Raw genomic sequence first — 17,025 nt, forward strand, 5'->3', positions numbered from 1 at the left:
CGTGCAGGCCCTGCGCCCGGCCGATCCGTCGACGATCGCCGGATTCCGGCTCCTGGGCCGCCTCGGTGCGGGCGGCATGGGGGTGGTCTACCTCGCCCGCTCGTCCGGCGGGGCGCTCGCCGCGCTCAAGCTCATCCGGGCCGAACACGCCGCCGACCCCGGATTCCGAGAGCGGTTCCGCCGCGAGGCGGCGGTCGCCGAGTCGCTGACCGGCCGGTGGGTGGTCAAGGTCCTCGGCTCCGACCCGGAGGCCCGGGAGCCGTGGCTGGCCACCGAATTCGTCCCCGGCCCCTCGCTCGCGGAGGCCGTCGCCGTGCACGGGCCGCTGCCCGAGACGACCGTACGGGCCCTGGGGGCCCGGCTCGCCGAGGCGCTGACGGACCTGCACCGGGCCGGGCTCGTGCACCGGGACGTCAAACCCGCCAACGTCCTCCTCGCCCTCGACGGGCCGCGCCTGATCGACTTCGGCATCGCCCGCTCGGCCGGGGCGACCGCCCTCACCGCCACCGACGTGATGATCGGCACGCCCGGCTTCCTCTCGCCGGAACAGGCGCGGGCCGCCGGGGCGGGCGCGGTCGGCCCGGCGAGCGACGTCTTCTCGCTGGGTTGCGTCCTGGCCCACGCGGCGACCGGCCGCCGCCCGTTCGGTACGGGGACGGTGGCCGTGGTCGTCTACCGCACCGTCCACGAGGAACCCGACCTGGACGGCCTGCCGCCCGCCCTCACGGCCCTGGTCGCGGCCTGCCTGGCCAAGGACCCGACGACCCGCCCCACGGCCCCCGAGATCCGGGCCGCCCTGTCCGCCCCCACCCCCCTGGGGGCCGCCGCGGACTGGCTGCCGCCCGGGCTGCCCGCGCTGATCGCGCAGCGGTCCGCCCGCGTCCTGGATCTGCCGGTGGCGGAGCCGACCTTGCTGGTCGCCCCGCCCGCTCCCGCCCGCGCCGCGCCCTCGCGTCGGCGTCTCCTCGTGCTCGGCTCGGCAGCCGCCGTCGCTGGGGCCGGCGGCCTGACCGCCTGGCTGGCGAATCGCCCGCCCGCCGCCCCCGCCGGCGGCGGCCGGGCCGGCCCCCGGCCGACGTACCGCATCGGCGTCCAGACGGATCGGAGCGGCCCCCGCAAGGCCGACGGCCTCGCCCAGGAGCGCGGGGTGCGGCTCGCCGTCGAGACCTTCAACGCCCGCCGGGACCGGCCCTTCGACCTGGCGGTGACGGTCCGCGACGACGGCGGGGACCCGCGCCGCGCCGCAGAGGCGGCGAACGCCTTCGTCAAGGACGCCTCCGTCATGGCCGTCATCGGCCCGACCACCCGCGAGACCGTCGTCGCCGGCTCCGCGACCTACCACCGCAACCGGCTGGTCCTGCTGAGCGTCGCCATCGGCGTCGACCAGGTCGACATCGTGGGCCAGACCACCACCCCCACCTACCGGGAGCTGCGCGTCCACCACGACATGCACCTGCTGCCCGTGACCAGCGTCGCCCTCGTGCGGAGCGCCCGGCGGATGGCCGTGGTGCACGACCGGGCGGCGGGCGACTTCGCCTGGCGGACCCTCAACTCCGTCAGGGCGAGCATGAAGGAAGTGGAAGGCGGCACCACCACCGACCACCGCGTGCCGGCGGACGAGGACGACTTCGGACCGGCGGTCCGCGAGGCCCTCGCCACCCGCCCGGACGCCGTGTTCTACTCCGGCGCCTCCCCGAGCCGGGCCGCACTCTGCGCGGGGGAACTCGCGCGCCAGGGGTACACCGGCCTGCGCGGCAGCGTCGAGTACGCCCTCGGCCCCGAGTTCCTCTCCCTCGCCGGACGGGCCGCCGACGGCTGGTACTTCGGCACCACCTACGTCGACCCGGCGCTCGTCCCCGCGGCGGCGGCTTTCACCGCCGCCTACCGCACCCGCTGGGGCCTGGCCCCCTCCGCGCCGGTCGAGCGGTTCGCGGCGGAGGCGTACGACGTGGTCCTCGGCCTGGCCGACGGCCTGAGGGAGCTGGTCAGCACCCACCAGGGCATCGAGCGGGGCGCCGTACGGGAGAGGCTCCGGGTCTTCCCGTACCAGGGCATCACCAAGGCGTACGGCTTCGATCCCTCCAACCCCACCTTCTTCAAGCCGGCGAAGGCGCGCACGGAGCTGTTCCTGTACCGGATCGAGCGGGGCGCGCCCCGCTTCCTCGGGCATTTCGAGAAGGCGGCGCAGGCGCTGAAGCCGAAGCCGAACACGTAGACGGATCCGGAGACGGACGAGGGGCGCGGCAGCCGAGCCGCCGCGCCCCTCGTGACGTCCTCGTCGCCGCTACCCGATCACGGTCCAGGTGTCGTTTCCCGCGAGCAGCTGGCCCAGGTCGCCCTTGCCGTGCTGCTCGATCGCCGCGTCCAGCTGGTCGGCCATCAGCGTGTCGTACACCGGCCGCTCCACCGACCGGAAGACCCCGATCGGGGTCTGGTGCAGCGTGTCCGGGTCGGCGAGCCGGGACAGCGCGAACGCGGTGGTCGGGGAGGTGGCGTGGGCGTCGTGGACGAGGACGGCGCTCTCGTTCTCGGGGGTGACCGGGACGACCTTCAGGTCGCCGGTCGCCGGGTCCCGCACGACGCCCTTGGCCAGGTCGGTGCCGAAGCGGATCGGCTGACCGTGCTCCAGCCGGATCACGGCCTCCTGCGCCTGCTGCTTGTCCTTCAGGACCTCGAAGGCGCCGTCGTTGAAGATGTTGCAGTTCTGGTAGATCTCCACGAGCGCCGTGCCGGGGTGGTCGGCGGCCTGCCGCAGCACCTCGGTGAGGTGCTTGCGGTCGGAGTCGACCGTCCGCGCCACGAACGACGCCTCGGCGCCGATCGCCAGCGACACCGGGTTGAAGGGCGCGTCGAGCGAGCCCATCGGCGTCGACTTGGTGATCTTGCCGACCTCGCTGGTCGGGCTGTACTGCCCCTTGGTCAGGCCGTAGATCCGGTTGTTGAAGAGGAGGATCTTGAGGTTGACGTTGCGGCGCAGGGCGTGGATCAGGTGGTTGCCGCCGATGGAGAGCGCGTCGCCGTCGCCCGTGACCACCCAGACCGACAGGTCACGGCGCGAGGTCGCCAGGCCGGTGGCGATGGCGGGGGCGCGGCCGTGGATGGAGTGCATCCCGTAGGTGTTCATGTAGTACGGGAATCTGGACGAGCAGCCGATGCCGGAGACGAAGACGATGTTCTCCTTCGCCAGGCCCAGCTCCGGCATGAAGCCCTGCACGGCGGCGAGGACGGCGTAGTCGCCGCACCCCGGGCACCAGCGCACCTCCTGGTCGGACTTGAAGTCCTTCATCGACTGGGCGGCTTCTGCCTTGGGCACGAGCTTCAGGAGTGACTCAGGCATCGATGGCCTCCTTGAGTGCCGTGGCGAGCTGCTCCGCCTTGAACGGCATGCCGTTCACCTGGGTGTGGCTGCGGGCGTCGACGAGGTACGTCGCCCGGACGAGCGTGGCGAGCTGCCCGAGGTTCATCTCGGGGATCACCACCGTGTCGTACCGCTTCAGGACCTCCCCGAGGTTCCGGGGGAAGGGGTTGAGGTGGCGCAGGTGGGCCTGGGCGATGGGGCGGCTCTCGCGGCGGAGCCGGCGGACGGCCGCCGTGATCGGCCCGTAGGTGGAGCCCCAGCCGAGGACCAGGGTCGTCGCGCCGTCCGGGTCGTCGACCTCGACGTCCGGGACCTCGATGCCGTCGATCTTGGCCTGGCGGGTGCGGACCATGAAGTCGTGGTTGGCGGGGTCGTAGGAGATGTTGCCGGTGCCGTCCTGCTTCTCGATGCCGCCGATGCGGTGTTCGAGGCCGGGCGTGCCGGGCAGGGCCCACGGCCGGGCCAGGGTCCGCTCGTCGCGCTTGTACGGCCAGAAGACCTCGGTGCCGTCCGCCAGCTCGTGGTTGGGTCCGGAGGCGAACTGCACGCGCAGGTCGGGCAGTTCGTCGAGGTCCGGGATCCGCCACGGCTCGGAGCCGTTGGCGAGGTAGCCGTCGGACAGGAGGAAGACCGGTGTGCGGTACGTGAGCGCGATCCGGGCCGCGTCCACGGCCGCGTCGAAGCAGTCGGCGGGGGTCCGCGGCGCCACGATCGGCACCGGGGCCTCGCCGTTGCGGCCGTACATGGCCTGGAGGAGGTCGGCCTGCTCGGTCTTGGTGGGCAGGCCGGTGGACGGGCCGCCGCGCTGGATGTCGACGATCAGCAGCGGCAGCTCCAGGGAGACCGCGAGGCCGATGGTCTCGGACTTCAGCGCGACTCCGGGGCCGGAGGTGGTGGTGACGGCGAGCGCTCCGCCGAAGGCGGCGCCGAGCGCGGCGCCGATGCCGGCGATCTCGTCCTCGGCCTGGAAGGTGCGGACGCCGAAGTTCTTGTGCCGGGACAGCTCGTGCAGGATGTCCGAGGCGGGCGTGATCGGGTAGGAGCCCAGGTAGAGCGGGAGGTCCGCCTGCCGGGAGGCGGCGATCAGGCCGTAGGAGAGGGCGAGGTTCCCGGAGATGTTGCGGTACGTGCCGGGCGGGAAGGCCGTGGTCGCCGGGGCGATCTCGTAGGAGACGGCGAAGTCCTCGGTCGTCTCGCCGAAGTTCCAGCCGGCCCGGAACGCGGCCACGTTCGCCTCGGCGATCTGCGGCTTCTTGGCGAACTTCTGCCGCAGGAACGTCTCGGTCCCCTCGGTCGGCCGGTGGTACATCCAGGAGAGCAGCCCGAGCGCGAACATGTTCTTGGAGCGCTCGGCCTCCTTCCGGGACAGGCCGAACTCCTTGAGCGCCTCGACCGTCAGCGTGGTCAGCGGGACCGGGTGGACCCGGTACGCGTCCAGCGAGCCGTCCTCCAGGGGGGAGGTGTCGTAGCCGACCTTGGCCATGGCGCGCTTGGCGAACTCGTCCGTGTTGACGATGATCTCGCCGCCGCGCGGCACGTCCCCGATGTTGGCCTTCAGCGCGGCCGGGTTCATCGCGACCAGGACGTTCGGGGCGTCGCCCGGGGTCAGGATGTCGTGGTCGGCGAAGTGCAGCTGGAACGAGGAGACGCCCGGCAGGGTGCCGGCGGGGGCCCGGATCTCGGCGGGGAAGTTCGGCAGCGTCGAGAGGTCGTTCCCGAAGGACGCCGTCTCGGAGGTGAACCGGTCACCCGTGAGCTGCATGCCGTCCCCGGAGTCGCCCGCGAAGCGGATGATCACCCGATCGAGTCGGCGTACTTCCTTGTCCGGGCCGTGGTGGGGCGCCGCCGGGGCGCTGCGCTGCTCCCCGACCAGGGCCTCACCGGCCTCGTTGCTGACCTGGCTGGTCACTGAACTGGACCTCCCTCGCGGCAAGGGTCTTCTCCGCCGAAGCGGGAGAAGGCTCGGGAGACGACCGGTCGGACCGGCCGTCCCGTGGCCCACCCTACGACGGGGGATAGGGCCTTCCCGGGACTTCTCGCATCGTGGACCTCTTCGTGAGACGCCCTCTTGCCCTGGATTGTTACGTTCTGTCGCTCCCGCTGTGTTGCTGGAGCTTCACGCTCCGCTTATTTTCCGCCTTCGAGGACCCTCCAGGCCGCTCTCCTTATCTGACAGAGTGTCAGGTCCTCAGGACTTCAGGTAGGTCAACACCGCGAGTACCCGACGGTGATCCCCGTCACTCGGGGAGAGCCCCAGCTTCAGGAAGATGTTGCTGACGTGCTTCTCCACCGCACCGTCGCTCACCACCAGCTGCTTCGCGACCGCCGAATTCGTCCGCCCCTCCGCCATCAGGCCCAGCACCTCCCGCTCACGCGGGGTGAGGTTGGCCAGAACGTCCTGCTTGCGGCTGCGGCCCAGAAGCTGCTGGACGACCTCCGGGTCCAGCGCCGTACCGCCCCTGGCCACCCGGACCACGGCGTCCACGAACTCCCTGACCTCCGCCACCCGGTCCTTCAGCAGATAGCCCACGCCCCGGCTGGAGCCCGCCAGCAGCTCGGTCGCGTACTGCTCCTCCACGTACTGCGAGAGCACGAGCACCCCGACCTCCGGGTACTCCTTGCGCAGCCGCACCGCCGCGCGGACGCCCTCGTCCGTATGGGTGGGCGGCATGCGCACGTCGGCGACGACCACGTCCGGCAGCGCGTTCTCCCCGGCGAGCCCGGCCACGGTCTTCACCAGCGCCTCGCCGTCCCCGACACCGGCGACGACCTCGTGCCCCCGGTCGGTCAGGAGCCGGGTCAGCCCCTCGCGGAGCAGCACCGAATCCTCGGCGATGACCACCCGTACCCTGTCCGCCACGTCTTCCACGCCCACGACCCCGCTGCCCTCGTTCCGACGTGCGCCGTCGCGATCTGTCGACCTCGCGGCGCTGCGATCCCTGCGATCCCTGGTGCGCCGGTGTGATGATCCGGCGCGGTTCCAGCATCGCAGGAAGAGGGACGCGGGGGAGCGTGATCGGGTTCAGGGACGGCGGAGGCTTGATCGGTCGGGGGTCGGGGGTCGGGGGTCGGGGGCCGGGGGCGGGGTCGGGCTCGGGAGCGGAGCCGGGATCGGGGCCGGGGCCCGCGTGCCGCGCCGTCACTCCTCGGGCGGCGCACCTGCCCGGGCTCCATGCCCGCCCCAGCGTCACGCGCCAGGCAGCTCAATGCGCGCCCGGGTCTCCCGCCCGCCCCGCCGTCACGCGCGCCAGGGCAGCTCGGCCGTGACCGTCGTCGGGCCGCCGGCCGGGGAGTCGACCGCCAGGACGCCGTCGACGGCGTCGAGCCGCTCCGTCAGCCCGGCGAGGCCGTGGCCCGCGGCGACGTCCGCGCCGCCCCGGCCGTCGTCCCGGACCTGGAGCAGCAGCCGGTCGCCCGACCGCCACACCTCCACCCAGGCACGGCGGGCCTCGGCGTGCTTGGACACGTTCTGGAGCAGCTCGGAGACGGTGAAGTACGCGATGCCCTCGATCGCCGGGACCGGGCGGGCCGGCAGGTCGACCTCCACCGTCACCGGGACCGTGCAGCGGCCGGCGATCGAGGAGAGGGCCGCGTCCAGGCCGCGGTCGGTGAGGACCGCCGGGTGGATGCCCCGGGCGAGATCGCGCAGCTCCTGCAGCGCGGTCTTCACCTCGCCGTGCGCCTCCTCCACCATCCGCGCCGCCGTGTGCGGGTCCTCGGCCAGCTTCTCCTTCGCCAGACCCAGGTCCATCGCGAGCGCCACCAGCCGGGCCTGCGCGCCGTCGTGCAGGTCGCGTTCGATCCGGCGCAGGTCGGCGGCGGCCGTGTCCACGACCACGCCCCGGTCCGACTCCAGCTCCGTGACCCGCGTCGCCAGACGCGACGGACCGAGCAGCCCGGACACCATCAGCCGGTCGACGGCGACCAGCGCGCGGATCACCCACGGCCCGACGAGCACGAAGAGCAGACCGACGGCGCTGGTGACCGCGATCTCGAAGGGCGAGTCCAGATAGAAGTGGTGCGTCCCGTCGCCGTACAGCTGGATGCCGTCCTGCCCCGCGTACAGCGGGAAGACCCACTGCCACAGCGGGTACGTGAAGAGGGCCCAGGCCCAGGCCCACAGCGTCAGCGCCACCGAGAAGGCGAAGACCGCCCACGGGAAGTGGAGGAAGGCGTACAGCACGTGCCGCCAGGAGGCCCCGCTCTTCAGCGTCGCCCCCATCCACGACATCGGCCCGCCGCTACGGCCCCGCACCGGCTCCGGCGCCGCCACGTCGAGGCCGAGCAGACCGCGCGCCCGGGCCCGCTCCACCGCGCCGAAGCCCCGGCACATCGCCAGCCCGCCGGCCAGGACCGGAATGCCGAGGAAGGTGATCAGCAGACCGGCGCCGGCCGCGACCATGGCGACGGTGAGGGAGAAGTACAGGGTGCCGAGCGGCAGTCCGAGCAGAAGGTAGCCGAACTCGCGCCAGGTACGGGCCTCGAACGGCGCGCGGATCGCGGCGGGGAGACGAGGGGTGGCCATCGCTGGTGTCCGTTTCTGCTGGAAGGGGTCGGGTCGGGGTCGCGGATCGGTAGGCCGGGGTGCGGGCGGTAGGGGTAGGGGCGGGGGCGCGGGCGGTAAGCCGAGGTGAGGGGGCGCGGGCGGTGGGGCGGGGAACGTCTGCCGTCGGCGGCGCCCGCCCTCCCCGCCCCACGGCTCAAGACTTCCGTTCCGCGCCGCGCCGGACCATGAGGCGAGTGGGCGTCCTCGCCCGGGGGTTTCCCCTACCTCCGGGGCAGGGCGCACCCGGGCACGGCAGGGCGCCCGGGGCAGCGCGTGACGGCCGGGGTGTCCCGGGCGGGCCTCAGGAGGAAGAAGAGGTCGCGGCGGCGGAACGTTCCCGCCACGGCAGCTCGGCGGTGACCGTCGTCGGCCCGCCCTCCGGCGAGTCGAGGACGAACAGCCCGTCGACCGCCCCCAGCCGCTCGGCCAGCCCCGCCATCCCCGTACCGCCGTCCAGCCGGGCCCCGCCGCACCCGTCGTCGCTCACCTGGAGCAGCAGCCGGTCGTCCCGGCGCCACACCTCCACCGAGGCGGACCGCGCCCGGGCGTGCTTGGACACGTTCTGGAGCAGCTCCGAGACGGTGAAGTACGCGATGCCCTCGATGGCCTCGGCCGGGCGCCGGTCGAGATCGACGGTCACCTTCACCGGGACCGTGCAGCGGGCGGCGATCGAGGAGAGGGCCGCGTCCAGGCCGCGGTCGGTGAGGACCGCCGGGTGGATGCCCCGCGCGAGATCGCGCAGCTCCTGAAGCGCCAGCTTCACCTCGCCGTGCGCCTCGTCGACCATCGCGGCCGCCGCCTCCGGGTCCTCCAGAAGCTTCTCCTTCGCCAGGCCGAGTCCCATGGCGAGCGCCACCAGCCGGGCCTGCGCCCCGTCGTGCAGGTCGCGTTCGATCCGGCGCAGGTCGGCGGCGGCCGTGTCCACGACCACGCCCCGGTCCGACTCCAGCTCGGCGACCCGCCGTTCCAGCTCGTCGGAGGGCGAGAGCAGACCGCGGACCATGCCCCGGTCGGCGTTGGTGAGACCGCGCGCGACGAAGGGCAGCACCGGCCACAGCACCAGCAGGGCGACCAGGGTCACCGTGAAGGTGAGGACCCCCCACGGCAGCCGGATGAAGCTGTACAGGACGGTGCGCCAGGCGACCGGATCCTTCAGCGACGACCACAGCCACGGGAAGAACCCGTGCCGGCGCGGCAGCCGGCTGGGCTCGTCCACGCGGACGCCGAGCAACGCCCGGGCCCTCGCCCGCTCGGCCCGCCCGAGACCCCGCGCCCCGGACAGCCCGAAGGCGAGCAGCGGCAGCCCGATGACGGTGACGGACAGGCCGACGCCGAGGAGGACCGTCACCACCGTGTACACGAAGCCCACCAGGGCGTACGGCAGATTGGCGAGGAGGAACGCGACCTCCCGCCAGGTCTGCCGGCCGTAGGTGATGCGCGCGGGCGGCAGTCTGTCGGTGCCGGGGCTCTCGGTGTCGACGCTCATGGTCCCCAGCCTGCCGGTCGGGGGTCCGGCGACGCCATGGGGTTCGTGGGTGAGCCTCGGTAGGGATATCCCCACCGGGACCCCCGCACGGGGTTCCGCCGCACACCCGCCGCCCACTCCTCGGCACGACCACTTACCCGCTCTTTAGGAGGGCCTAGACTCCCGTCCGTACAGATCGTCGAGACGGGCAGGGAGCGAGGGGTGGACGTGCCGGATCCGACCGTACGGGCGGGACTCGCGGCGGACTACTTCCAGACGTACTCCGTCGTCGGACTGCTCGCCGCCCTCGGCGTGCTCTTCGTCGCCGTCGCCTTCGGCGCGGGCCGGCTGCTGCGGCCCGTCGCGCCGACGCCGGAGAAGCTGCTGACGTACGAGTGCGGCGTCGACCCCGTCGGCGAGGGCTGGGCCCACACCCAGGTCCGCTACTACGTCTACGCTTTTCTGTACGTCATCTTCGCCGTGGACTCGATCTTCCTCTTCCCCTGGGCGACGGTCTTCGCGGCGCCCGGCTACGGCGCGACGACGCTGGTCGAGATGTTCATCTTCCTCGGCTTCCTGGCCGTGGGACTGCTCTACGCGTACAAGAAGGGCGTCCTGTCATGGACGTGACCCCGCAGACTCCCCGGACTTCCCGGACTCCCCAGGGGCCGACGCCGCTGCCGGCGCCGACGCTGGGGCCCCTCGCCCGGCTCGCCCCCGAGCCGATGAAGGTGGTCCTCAACTGGGGCCGCCGCTACAGCCTCTGGGTCTTCAACTTCGGCCTCGCCTGCTGCGCGATCGAGTTCATCGCCGCGTCGATGGCCCGCCACGACTTCATCCGGCTCGGCGTGATCCCTTTCGCGCCCGGACCGCGCCAGGCCGACCTCATGATCGTCTCCGGCACGGTGACGGACAAGATGGCGCCGGCGGTCAGGCGGCTGTACGAGCAGATGCCCGAGCCCAAGTACGTCATCTCGTTCGGCGCCTGCTCCAACTGCGGCGGCCCGTACTGGGACTCGTACTCCGTGACGAAGGGCGTCGACCAGATCATCCCCGTCGACGTCTACGTCCCCGGCTGCCCGCCGCGGCCGGAGGCGCTGCTCCAGGGGATCCTGAAGCTCCAGGAGAAGATCGCCCGGGAGTCCCTGGGCGAGCGCTACGCGGGCCGCGGCCCGTCCGTGGGCCAGCTGACCAGCGGCCTGGTCACCCCGCCGGACGGTGCGAAGTGAACGCGTACGACACCCTGCCGGACTCCGTCACCGAGGTCTTCGGCGCGGAGGCGACGGCGGAACGCGCCTACGACCTGCTGACGGTCGACGTGCCGGCCGGTTCCTGGATCGCCGCGCTGGAGACCGCCCGGGACGAGCTGGGCTGCACCTACTTCGACTGGCTGAGCGCGGTCGACGAGCCGGGCACCGGCTTCAAGGTCTGCGCGCACGTCGTGGCGCTGGAGGGCGGCACGGTCCGCCGCCTGCTGGTACGCACCACCGTCCCGCACGAGGCGGCCTCGCTGCCGACGGCGGTGGAGGTCTACGCGGGCGCGGCCTGGCACGAGCGCGAGACGTACGAGATGTTCGGGGTGACCTTCACCGGCCACCCGAACCTGGTCCCGCTGCTCCTCCCCGAGAACTTCGAGGGCCATCCGCTGCGCAAGGACTTCGTCCTGGCGGCCCGGGTCGCCAAGGCGTGGCCGGGTGCGAAGGAACCGGGGGAGCCTCCGGCCGGTGCGGGCCACGGCGGGCCCAAGCGCCGCCAGATGCTGCCGCCGGGCGTCCCCGATCCGAACGAGTGGGGCCCCCTCAAGGGCCAGCTCCCCCCTGCCCCGGCCCGCACCCCCCGCCCCGCCGCCGACCGACCGCCCCGCCGCACCCGTACGACGACGGAGGGCTCGGCGACCCAGGCGACGGCCCCGGAGACCACGGCTCCCGCACCCGCTCGCCGCACCCGTTCGGTATCGGAGGGCTCGGCGAGCCAGGCGACCGGCGCGGAGACCACGGCTCCCGCACCCGCTCGCCGCACCCGTTCGGTGTCGGAGGGCTCGGCGAGCCAGGCGACCGGCGCGGAGGCGACCCCGGAGGACTCGGTGAGCCGGGCCACGGCGCCCGAAGCCGGTCCCGCGCGACCGGCGCGCCGGTCGCGCTCGGTGAGCGAGGGCTCGGCGACGCAGCGCGCCGAGGCCCCGGAGCCGCCGGCCGAGGAAGGTGCGGCCGCCCCTGCCCGGCCGCCGCGCCGCTCCCGCAGCGCCGCCGACGGCTCGGCGAGCCAGACCCCGGCCGCCCCCACGACCCCGCCCCGCACCCGCAGCACGGACGCCCCCTGGCACCACGCGAAGCCCGCCTTCGACCCGGAGCCCGCGCCGGAGGCCGAAGGCCCTCGCGAAGGCGAAGCAGCCTCCGAGGACCAGGCGGCTCCCGAGGGCGAAGGCTCCCGCGAGGGCCAGGCAGGCCCCGAGGGCCACCCGGCTCCGGAGGGCGAGGGTCCACGCGAAGGCGAGGCAGTCCCCGAGGCCCACCCGGCTCCGGAGGCCCACCCGGTTCCGAAGGCCGCAGGCCCCAGCAAGAGCCAGGCAGCCTCCGAGGCCCAGCCGGCTCCCGAGGGCGAAGGCTCCCGCGGAGGCGAAGCAGGCCCCGAGGCCCGCCCGGCTCCCGAGGCCCACCCGGCACCGGAGGCCGAAGGCCCCTGCGAGAGCCAGGCAGCCTCCGAGGCCCGCCCGGCTCCCGAGGGCGACGGCCCCCGCGAGGGCCAGGCAGGCCCCGAGGCCCGCCCGGCTCCCGAGGGCGAAGGCTCCCGCGGAGGCGAAGCAGTCCCCGAGGGCCAGGCGCCCTCCGAAGACGAGGCCCTTCCCGACGCCCCCGACGCCCCCCAAGCCCCCGACGCCCCTGACGCCCCCGACGCCCCCGAAGACGAGACCACCCCCCCGACCCAGCCCTCCCCCGAAGACCGGCCCTCCCGCCCCGACCGGGCGGCGCGCCCGGAGACGGAGGGTGGGGCCACCGACCGATCCGCCGGAGGCGATCCCGCGTGAACGACGCACTCGACGTCGGCCTCCGGCTGCTCGTCGTCTTCGCCGTGTTCCTCGTGCTGCCCCTCGTCGTCGGCCAGACCGAGCACAAGGTCATGGCCCACATGCAGGGCCGCCTCGGCCCCATGTACGCCGGCGGCTTCCACGGCTGGGCCCAGCTCGTCGCCGACGGCGTGAAGTTCGCGCAGAAGGAGGACGTCGTCCCGGCCGACGCCGACCGCCGCGTCTTCCAGCTCGCACCCGCCGTCGCCCTCCTCCCGTACCTCCTCGTCCTCGTCGCCATCCCCATCGGCCCGAGCGAGGGAGCCGTCGGCCAGGTCGTCGACGCCGGCATCTTCTTCGTGCTCGCCGTCATGGGCGTCGGCGTCCTCGGCAGCCTCATGGCCGGCTGGGCCTCCGCCAACAAGTTCTCCCTGCTCGGGGGGCTCCGTACCGCCGCTCAGCTGCTCGCCTACGAGCTGCCGATGCTCCTCGCCGCCGCCTCCGTCGCGATGGCCGCCGGCACCGTCTCCCTCCCCGGCATCCTGAACGCCTTCGAGTGGTGGTGGCTGCCCTGGCAGATCGTCGGCGCCCTCGTCTTCTTCGTCGCCGGCCTCGCCGAACTCCAGCGGCCGCCGTTCGACATGCCCGTCGCCGACTCGGAGATCATCTTCGGCGCGTACACCGAGTACACCGGCCTGCGATTCGCTCTCTTCCTGCTCGCCGAGTACGCCGGCATCGTCGTCCTGTGCGGCCTGACCACCGTCCTCTTCCTCGGCGGCTGGCACGGCCCCCTCGGCGCCGACGGCCTCGGCTGGGTCTGGACCCTGCTGAAGACCGCGGTCCTCGCCTTCGTCGTCATCTGGCTGCGCGTGAGCTACCCCCGCCTGCGGGAGGACCAGCTCCAGAAGCTCGCCTGGACGACCCTCGTCCCGCTCGCCCTCGCGCAGATCGCGCTCACCGGCATCGTGAAGGTGGCGATCGTCTAATGGCCCCCATCCCCGGCAGCGGTCTGGCGAAAGGTCTCGCCGTCACCCTGCGCGCGATGACCAAGCGCGCGCACACCGCCCAGTACCCCGACGTCCAGCCCGCGCTGCCGCCCCGCACCCGTGGGGTCATCGGGCTGTTCGAGGAGAACTGCACGGTCTGCATGCTCTGCGCGCGCGAGTGCCCCGACTGGTGCATCTACATCGACTCCCACAAGGAGACGGTCCCCGCCGCCGCCCCCGGCGGCCGCGAGCGCAGCCGCAACGTCCTCGACCGCTTCGCCATCGACTTCTCCCTCTGCATGTACTGCGGGATCTGCATCGAGGTGTGCCCGTTCGACGCGCTGTTCTGGTCGCCGGAGTTCGAGTACGCGGAGACGGACATCCACGAACTCACCCACGAGCGCGACAAGCTCCGCGAGTGGATGTGGACGGTCCCCGAGCCGCCCGCGCTCGACCCGGCCGCCGAGGAGCCGAAGGAGATCGCCGCGGCCCGCAAGGCCGTCGAGAAGCAGGCCGCCGCCGAAGCCGCCGCCCAGGCCGCCCAAGCGCAGCCCGAAGCCCAGACCGAGGCCCAGACCCCCGGCGCCCCCGGCGCCCCCGGCACCCCTGAGACCCCCGGCACGCCCGGCACGCCCGAGACCCCCGGCCCCTCCGGCCCCTCCGAGGGAGGCCCCGCGTGAACCTCGCCGCCGCCCACCCCGGCTTCCTCTCGCCCACCGGCGTCGAGATCGCCTTCCTCCTCGTCGGTCTCGTCACCCTCGGCGCGGCCGTCGTCTCGGTGACCACCCGGCAGCTCGTCCACGCCGCGCTGTGGCTGGTCGTCGCGCTCGGCGGCATCGCCGTCGAGTACCTCCTCCTCACCGCCGAGTTCATCGCCTGGGTCCAGGTTTTGATCTACGTCGGTTCCGTCGTCGTCCTCCTCCTCTTCGGTCTCATGCTCACCAGGGCCCCCATCGGCCGCTCCCCGGACGCCGACTCGAACAACCGGCCGGTCGCCCTCGCGGTCGCCCTGGCGGCGGCCGCCGCGCTCGTGTGGGTCGTGGCCGACGCGTTCCGTACGACCTGGATCGACCTCGACGGTCCCGCCCAGGGCTCCACCGCGGTCTCCGGCGAGATCCTCTTCCGGCACTGGGTGCTGCCCTTCGAGGCGCTGTCCGTCCTCCTCCTGGCCGCTCTGGTCGGCGCGATCGTGCTCTCCCGCAAGGACACCGACAGGACGGCCGCCCCCCAGGGCGCCCCGCGCACCGCCAAGACCGCGCCGAAGGACGGGACCGGGAACTGATGCACCTCGCCTACCCCGCCGTCCTCGCCGCCCTGCTCTTCTGCGTCGGCCTCTACGGCGTCCTCGCCCGCCGCAACGCGATCCTGGTCCTGATGTCCGTCGAGCTGATGCTCAACGCCGTCAACCTCAACCTGGTCGCCTTCGACGTCTGGCTCCGCGACACCCTCCACGCCGGCCAGGCCCTCACCCTCTTCGTCATCGCCATCGCCGCCGCCGAGATCGGCATCGGACTCGCGATCGTCCTGATGGTCTACCGCAACCGCGGCACCTCGGACGTCGACCGCCTCCGGGACACCGCCGAGCCCACCGGCCCCGACAGCCCCCGGCCCGGCACGCCGGAGAACCCGTCCGACGACGAGAAGGCCGAGGCCACCGCGTGACCACCACGACCCTCGCCGTCCTCGTCCCCCTCCTGCCCTTCCTCGGCTCCGCCGCCGGCCTCCTCCTGGGCCGCACCGCACCCGGCTTCGTCCGCCCGCTGGCCGTCCTTCCGGTCCTCGCCGCCGCCGTCCTCGCCGTCCTCGTCGCCGTCCGCCAAGGCGGCGGCACCACCCTCGAGGCCGCCACCCGGCTCACCCCGACCGGCTCCGTCCCCATCGACCTGGCCCTGCGCATCGACGGCTTCGCCGCCCTCGCCGCCGTCCTGGTCGGCGTGGTCGCCACCTGCGTGCAGATCTACTCGACCGGATACCTCCGCGACGACCCGCGCTACCCCTCGTACGCCGCCCTCGTCTCCCTCTTCACCTCCGCCATGCTGCTCGTCGTCTACTCCGGCGACCTGATGGTGCTGTTGGTCGGCTGGGAGATCATGGGCATCTGCTCGTACTTCCTGGTCGGGCACTACTGGGAGACCCCGGAGGCGCGCGCCGCCTCCCTCAAGGCGTTCCTCGTCACCAAGCTCGGCGACGTCCCCTTCCTCATCGGGCTCTTCGCGCTCGCCGCCGACGCCGGCACCTTCCGGATCGGCGGGATCCTCGGCGCCGTCGCCGCCGGCGGCCTCGACCACCCGACGCTGATCGCGCTGCTGCTCCTCGCCGGAGTCGCCGGCAAGTCCGCGCAGTTCCCGCTGCACACCTGGCTCCCCGACGCGATGGCCGGCCCGACCCCCGTCTCCGCCCTGATCCACGCGGCGACCATGGTCGCCGCCGGCATCTACTTCGTGGCCCGCCTCCTCCCCGTCTTCGCCGCCTCGGCCGCCGCCCTGACCGTGCTCGCGGTGATGGCCGCGATCACGATGGTCGGCTCGGGGCTCGCCGCCCTCGCCCAGGACGACATCAAGCGGGTCCTCGCCTACTCGACCATCGGCCAGCTCGGCTACATGGCCGGCGCCCTCGCCGTCGGCGACCGCGGGGCCGCCGTCTTCCACCTCCTGTCCCACGGCGCCTTCAAGGCGCTGCTCTTCCTCGCCGCCGGCGCCGTCATCCACGCCGCCGGCACGAACTCCCTCTCGGCCATGTCCCGGATGAGCGGCCTGACCAAGCGGGTCCCCGACGCCTACTGGACGATGACCATCGCCCTCCTCGCGCTGGCCGCGCTCCCGCCGTTCGCCGGCTTCTTCTCCAAGGAAGCCGTCCTCGTGGCCGCCGAGCACACCGCCCTCGGAGACCGCACCGTCGCCCCCGCCGGGGCCGGCTGGACCGTCCTCGTCGCCGGCCTCCTCACCGCCCTGCTGACCGCCGCCTACGCGACGCGCCTCTGGCTCCTGGCCTTCCGGGGCCGGGGCACCGAGGCCCCCGACCACGGCCGCCAGCCGCTCGCCATGACCACCGTCCTGTGGGTGCTCGCGGTCCCCTCCCTCGGCTTCGGCCTCTCCGTCACCTACCTCGACGACTGGTTCGACGGCCACGCCCTCACCCCGACCGTCACCACCGCCGTCCTCGGCACGGGCCTCGCCGTCGCCGGCGGGCTGGTCACCTTCGCCGTCTGGCAGCGCACCCGCGCCCTCGCGGCCCGCACCCCGATCGGCGCGGTCGCCGCCCACCCCGAGGGCGGCGCCGGGCTCGTCGAGGCCGAGGCCATCGCCGGCCACACCCCCGCCTACGGCGACGTCGCCTCCGCCCAGGACCCCGCCGACCCCGGCCGCGTCCTCCTCGGCCCGCTGCACCGGCACGCCGCCACCGGCTTCCACCTGGACGCCGTCTACAGCACCCTCTTCGTCCGCCCCGTCCTGGCCGCCGCCTCCCTGGTCCGCTTCCTGGACCGCGAGGTCGTCGACACCTACGTCAACGGCGCGGGCACCGGCACCCGCTGGCTGGGATGGCTCGTCCGCCGCGCCCAGACCGGCAACGTGCAGACCTATCTCAGCGCCCTGCTCGCCGGCTCCGTCGTCCTGGCGATCGCCGCCGTACTCGTCGCCGCCGGAGCGTGAGCCGTGATCGATATCA

General features: G+C 73.5%; 14 protein-coding genes. 9 read left to right on the forward strand and 5 right to left on the reverse strand.

Features of this window, described 5'->3' with window-relative positions; genetic code table 11:
* Window position 1 precedes the first annotated feature (1 nt).
* Window positions 2–2,215 carry a bifunctional serine/threonine-protein kinase/ABC transporter substrate-binding protein gene (locus tag ACZ6RC_RS07025; RefSeq protein ID WP_469580768.1) on the forward strand — a complete coding sequence of 738 codons (2,214 nt, stop codon included), beginning with the start codon at window positions 2–4 and terminating at the stop codon, window positions 2,213–2,215.
* Window positions 2,216–2,284: 69 nt separating this feature from the next.
* On the opposite strand, the gene ACZ6RC_RS07030 is transcribed toward ACZ6RC_RS07025, so the two are convergent.
* From ACZ6RC_RS07030 to ACZ6RC_RS07050, 5 genes are all read right to left on the reverse strand, one after another.
* On the reverse strand, window positions 2,285–3,337 hold the full coding sequence (locus ACZ6RC_RS07030; RefSeq protein ID WP_453612879.1) for a 2-oxoacid:ferredoxin oxidoreductase subunit beta: 1,053 nt from the start codon (window positions 3,335–3,337) through the stop codon (window positions 2,285–2,287).
* The gene (locus ACZ6RC_RS07035) at window positions 3,330–5,267 is read right to left on the reverse strand and encodes a 2-oxoacid:acceptor oxidoreductase subunit alpha (protein WP_391144099.1); all 1,938 of its coding nucleotides are present in this window, start codon (window positions 5,265–5,267) and stop codon (window positions 3,330–3,332) included. The genes ACZ6RC_RS07030 and ACZ6RC_RS07035 overlap by 8 nt, the downstream gene beginning before the upstream one ends.
* 279 nt (window positions 5,268–5,546) lie before the next feature.
* A complete protein-coding gene (locus ACZ6RC_RS07040; RefSeq protein ID WP_391144100.1) occupies window positions 5,547–6,218 on the reverse strand; it encodes a response regulator in 672 nt (223 codons plus the stop codon).
* Window positions 6,219–6,596: 378 nt separating this feature from the next.
* Window positions 6,597–7,883, reverse strand: a complete 1,287-nt coding sequence (locus tag ACZ6RC_RS07045) for a sensor histidine kinase (RefSeq protein ID WP_391144103.1) — start codon at window positions 7,881–7,883, stop codon at window positions 6,597–6,599.
* A 322-nt stretch (window positions 7,884–8,205) separates the two neighbouring features.
* Entirely contained in the window at window positions 8,206–9,390 is a 1,185-nt protein-coding gene (locus ACZ6RC_RS07050) for a sensor histidine kinase (protein ID WP_453612887.1), read from the reverse strand.
* Window positions 9,391–9,597: 207 nt separating this feature from the next.
* Between ACZ6RC_RS07050 and ACZ6RC_RS07055 the strand changes: the two genes are divergently transcribed.
* From ACZ6RC_RS07055 to ACZ6RC_RS07090, 8 genes are read left to right on the forward strand one after another with little or no spacing between them, the layout of a single operon-like run.
* Entirely contained in the window at window positions 9,598–9,999 is a 402-nt protein-coding gene (locus ACZ6RC_RS07055; protein WP_469579830.1) for an NADH-quinone oxidoreductase subunit A, read from the forward strand.
* A complete protein-coding gene (locus tag ACZ6RC_RS07060; protein ID WP_469579832.1) occupies window positions 9,990–10,598 on the forward strand; it encodes an NADH-quinone oxidoreductase subunit B in 609 nt (202 codons plus the stop codon). The genes ACZ6RC_RS07055 and ACZ6RC_RS07060 overlap by 10 nt, the downstream gene beginning before the upstream one ends.
* A complete protein-coding gene (locus ACZ6RC_RS07065; RefSeq protein WP_469579834.1) occupies window positions 10,595–12,394 on the forward strand; it encodes an NADH-quinone oxidoreductase subunit C in 1,800 nt (599 codons plus the stop codon). The genes ACZ6RC_RS07060 and ACZ6RC_RS07065 overlap by 4 nt, the downstream gene beginning before the upstream one ends.
* Complete coding sequence (locus ACZ6RC_RS07070) at window positions 12,391–13,359, forward strand: complex I subunit 1/NuoH family protein (RefSeq protein ID WP_453612893.1); 969 nt, start codon at window positions 12,391–12,393, stop codon at window positions 13,357–13,359. Before ACZ6RC_RS07065 ends, ACZ6RC_RS07070 begins: the two co-directional genes overlap by 4 nt.
* Window positions 13,359–14,039, forward strand: coding sequence for a NuoI/complex I 23 kDa subunit family protein (locus tag ACZ6RC_RS07075; RefSeq protein WP_469579837.1), 681 nt, complete (start codon window positions 13,359–13,361; stop codon window positions 14,037–14,039). Before ACZ6RC_RS07070 ends, ACZ6RC_RS07075 begins: the two co-directional genes overlap by 1 nt.
* On the forward strand, window positions 14,036–14,641 hold the full coding sequence (locus ACZ6RC_RS07080; RefSeq protein WP_469579839.1) for an NADH-quinone oxidoreductase subunit J family protein: 606 nt from the start codon (window positions 14,036–14,038) through the stop codon (window positions 14,639–14,641). The genes ACZ6RC_RS07075 and ACZ6RC_RS07080 overlap by 4 nt, the downstream gene beginning before the upstream one ends.
* Window positions 14,641–15,021: an NADH-quinone oxidoreductase subunit NuoK gene (gene nuoK / locus ACZ6RC_RS07085; protein WP_391144122.1), complete on the forward strand. Its 381-nt coding sequence runs from the start codon at window positions 14,641–14,643 to the stop codon at window positions 15,019–15,021. Before ACZ6RC_RS07080 ends, nuoK begins: the two co-directional genes overlap by 1 nt.
* The gene (locus ACZ6RC_RS07090) at window positions 15,018–17,009 is read left to right on the forward strand and encodes an NADH-quinone oxidoreductase subunit 5 family protein (RefSeq protein WP_469579842.1); all 1,992 of its coding nucleotides are present in this window, start codon (window positions 15,018–15,020) and stop codon (window positions 17,007–17,009) included. The genes nuoK and ACZ6RC_RS07090 overlap by 4 nt, the downstream gene beginning before the upstream one ends.
* The last annotated feature ends 16 nt before the right edge of the window (window positions 17,010–17,025 follow it).

Source organism: Streptomyces sp. NPDC048353, assembly GCF_055587165.1.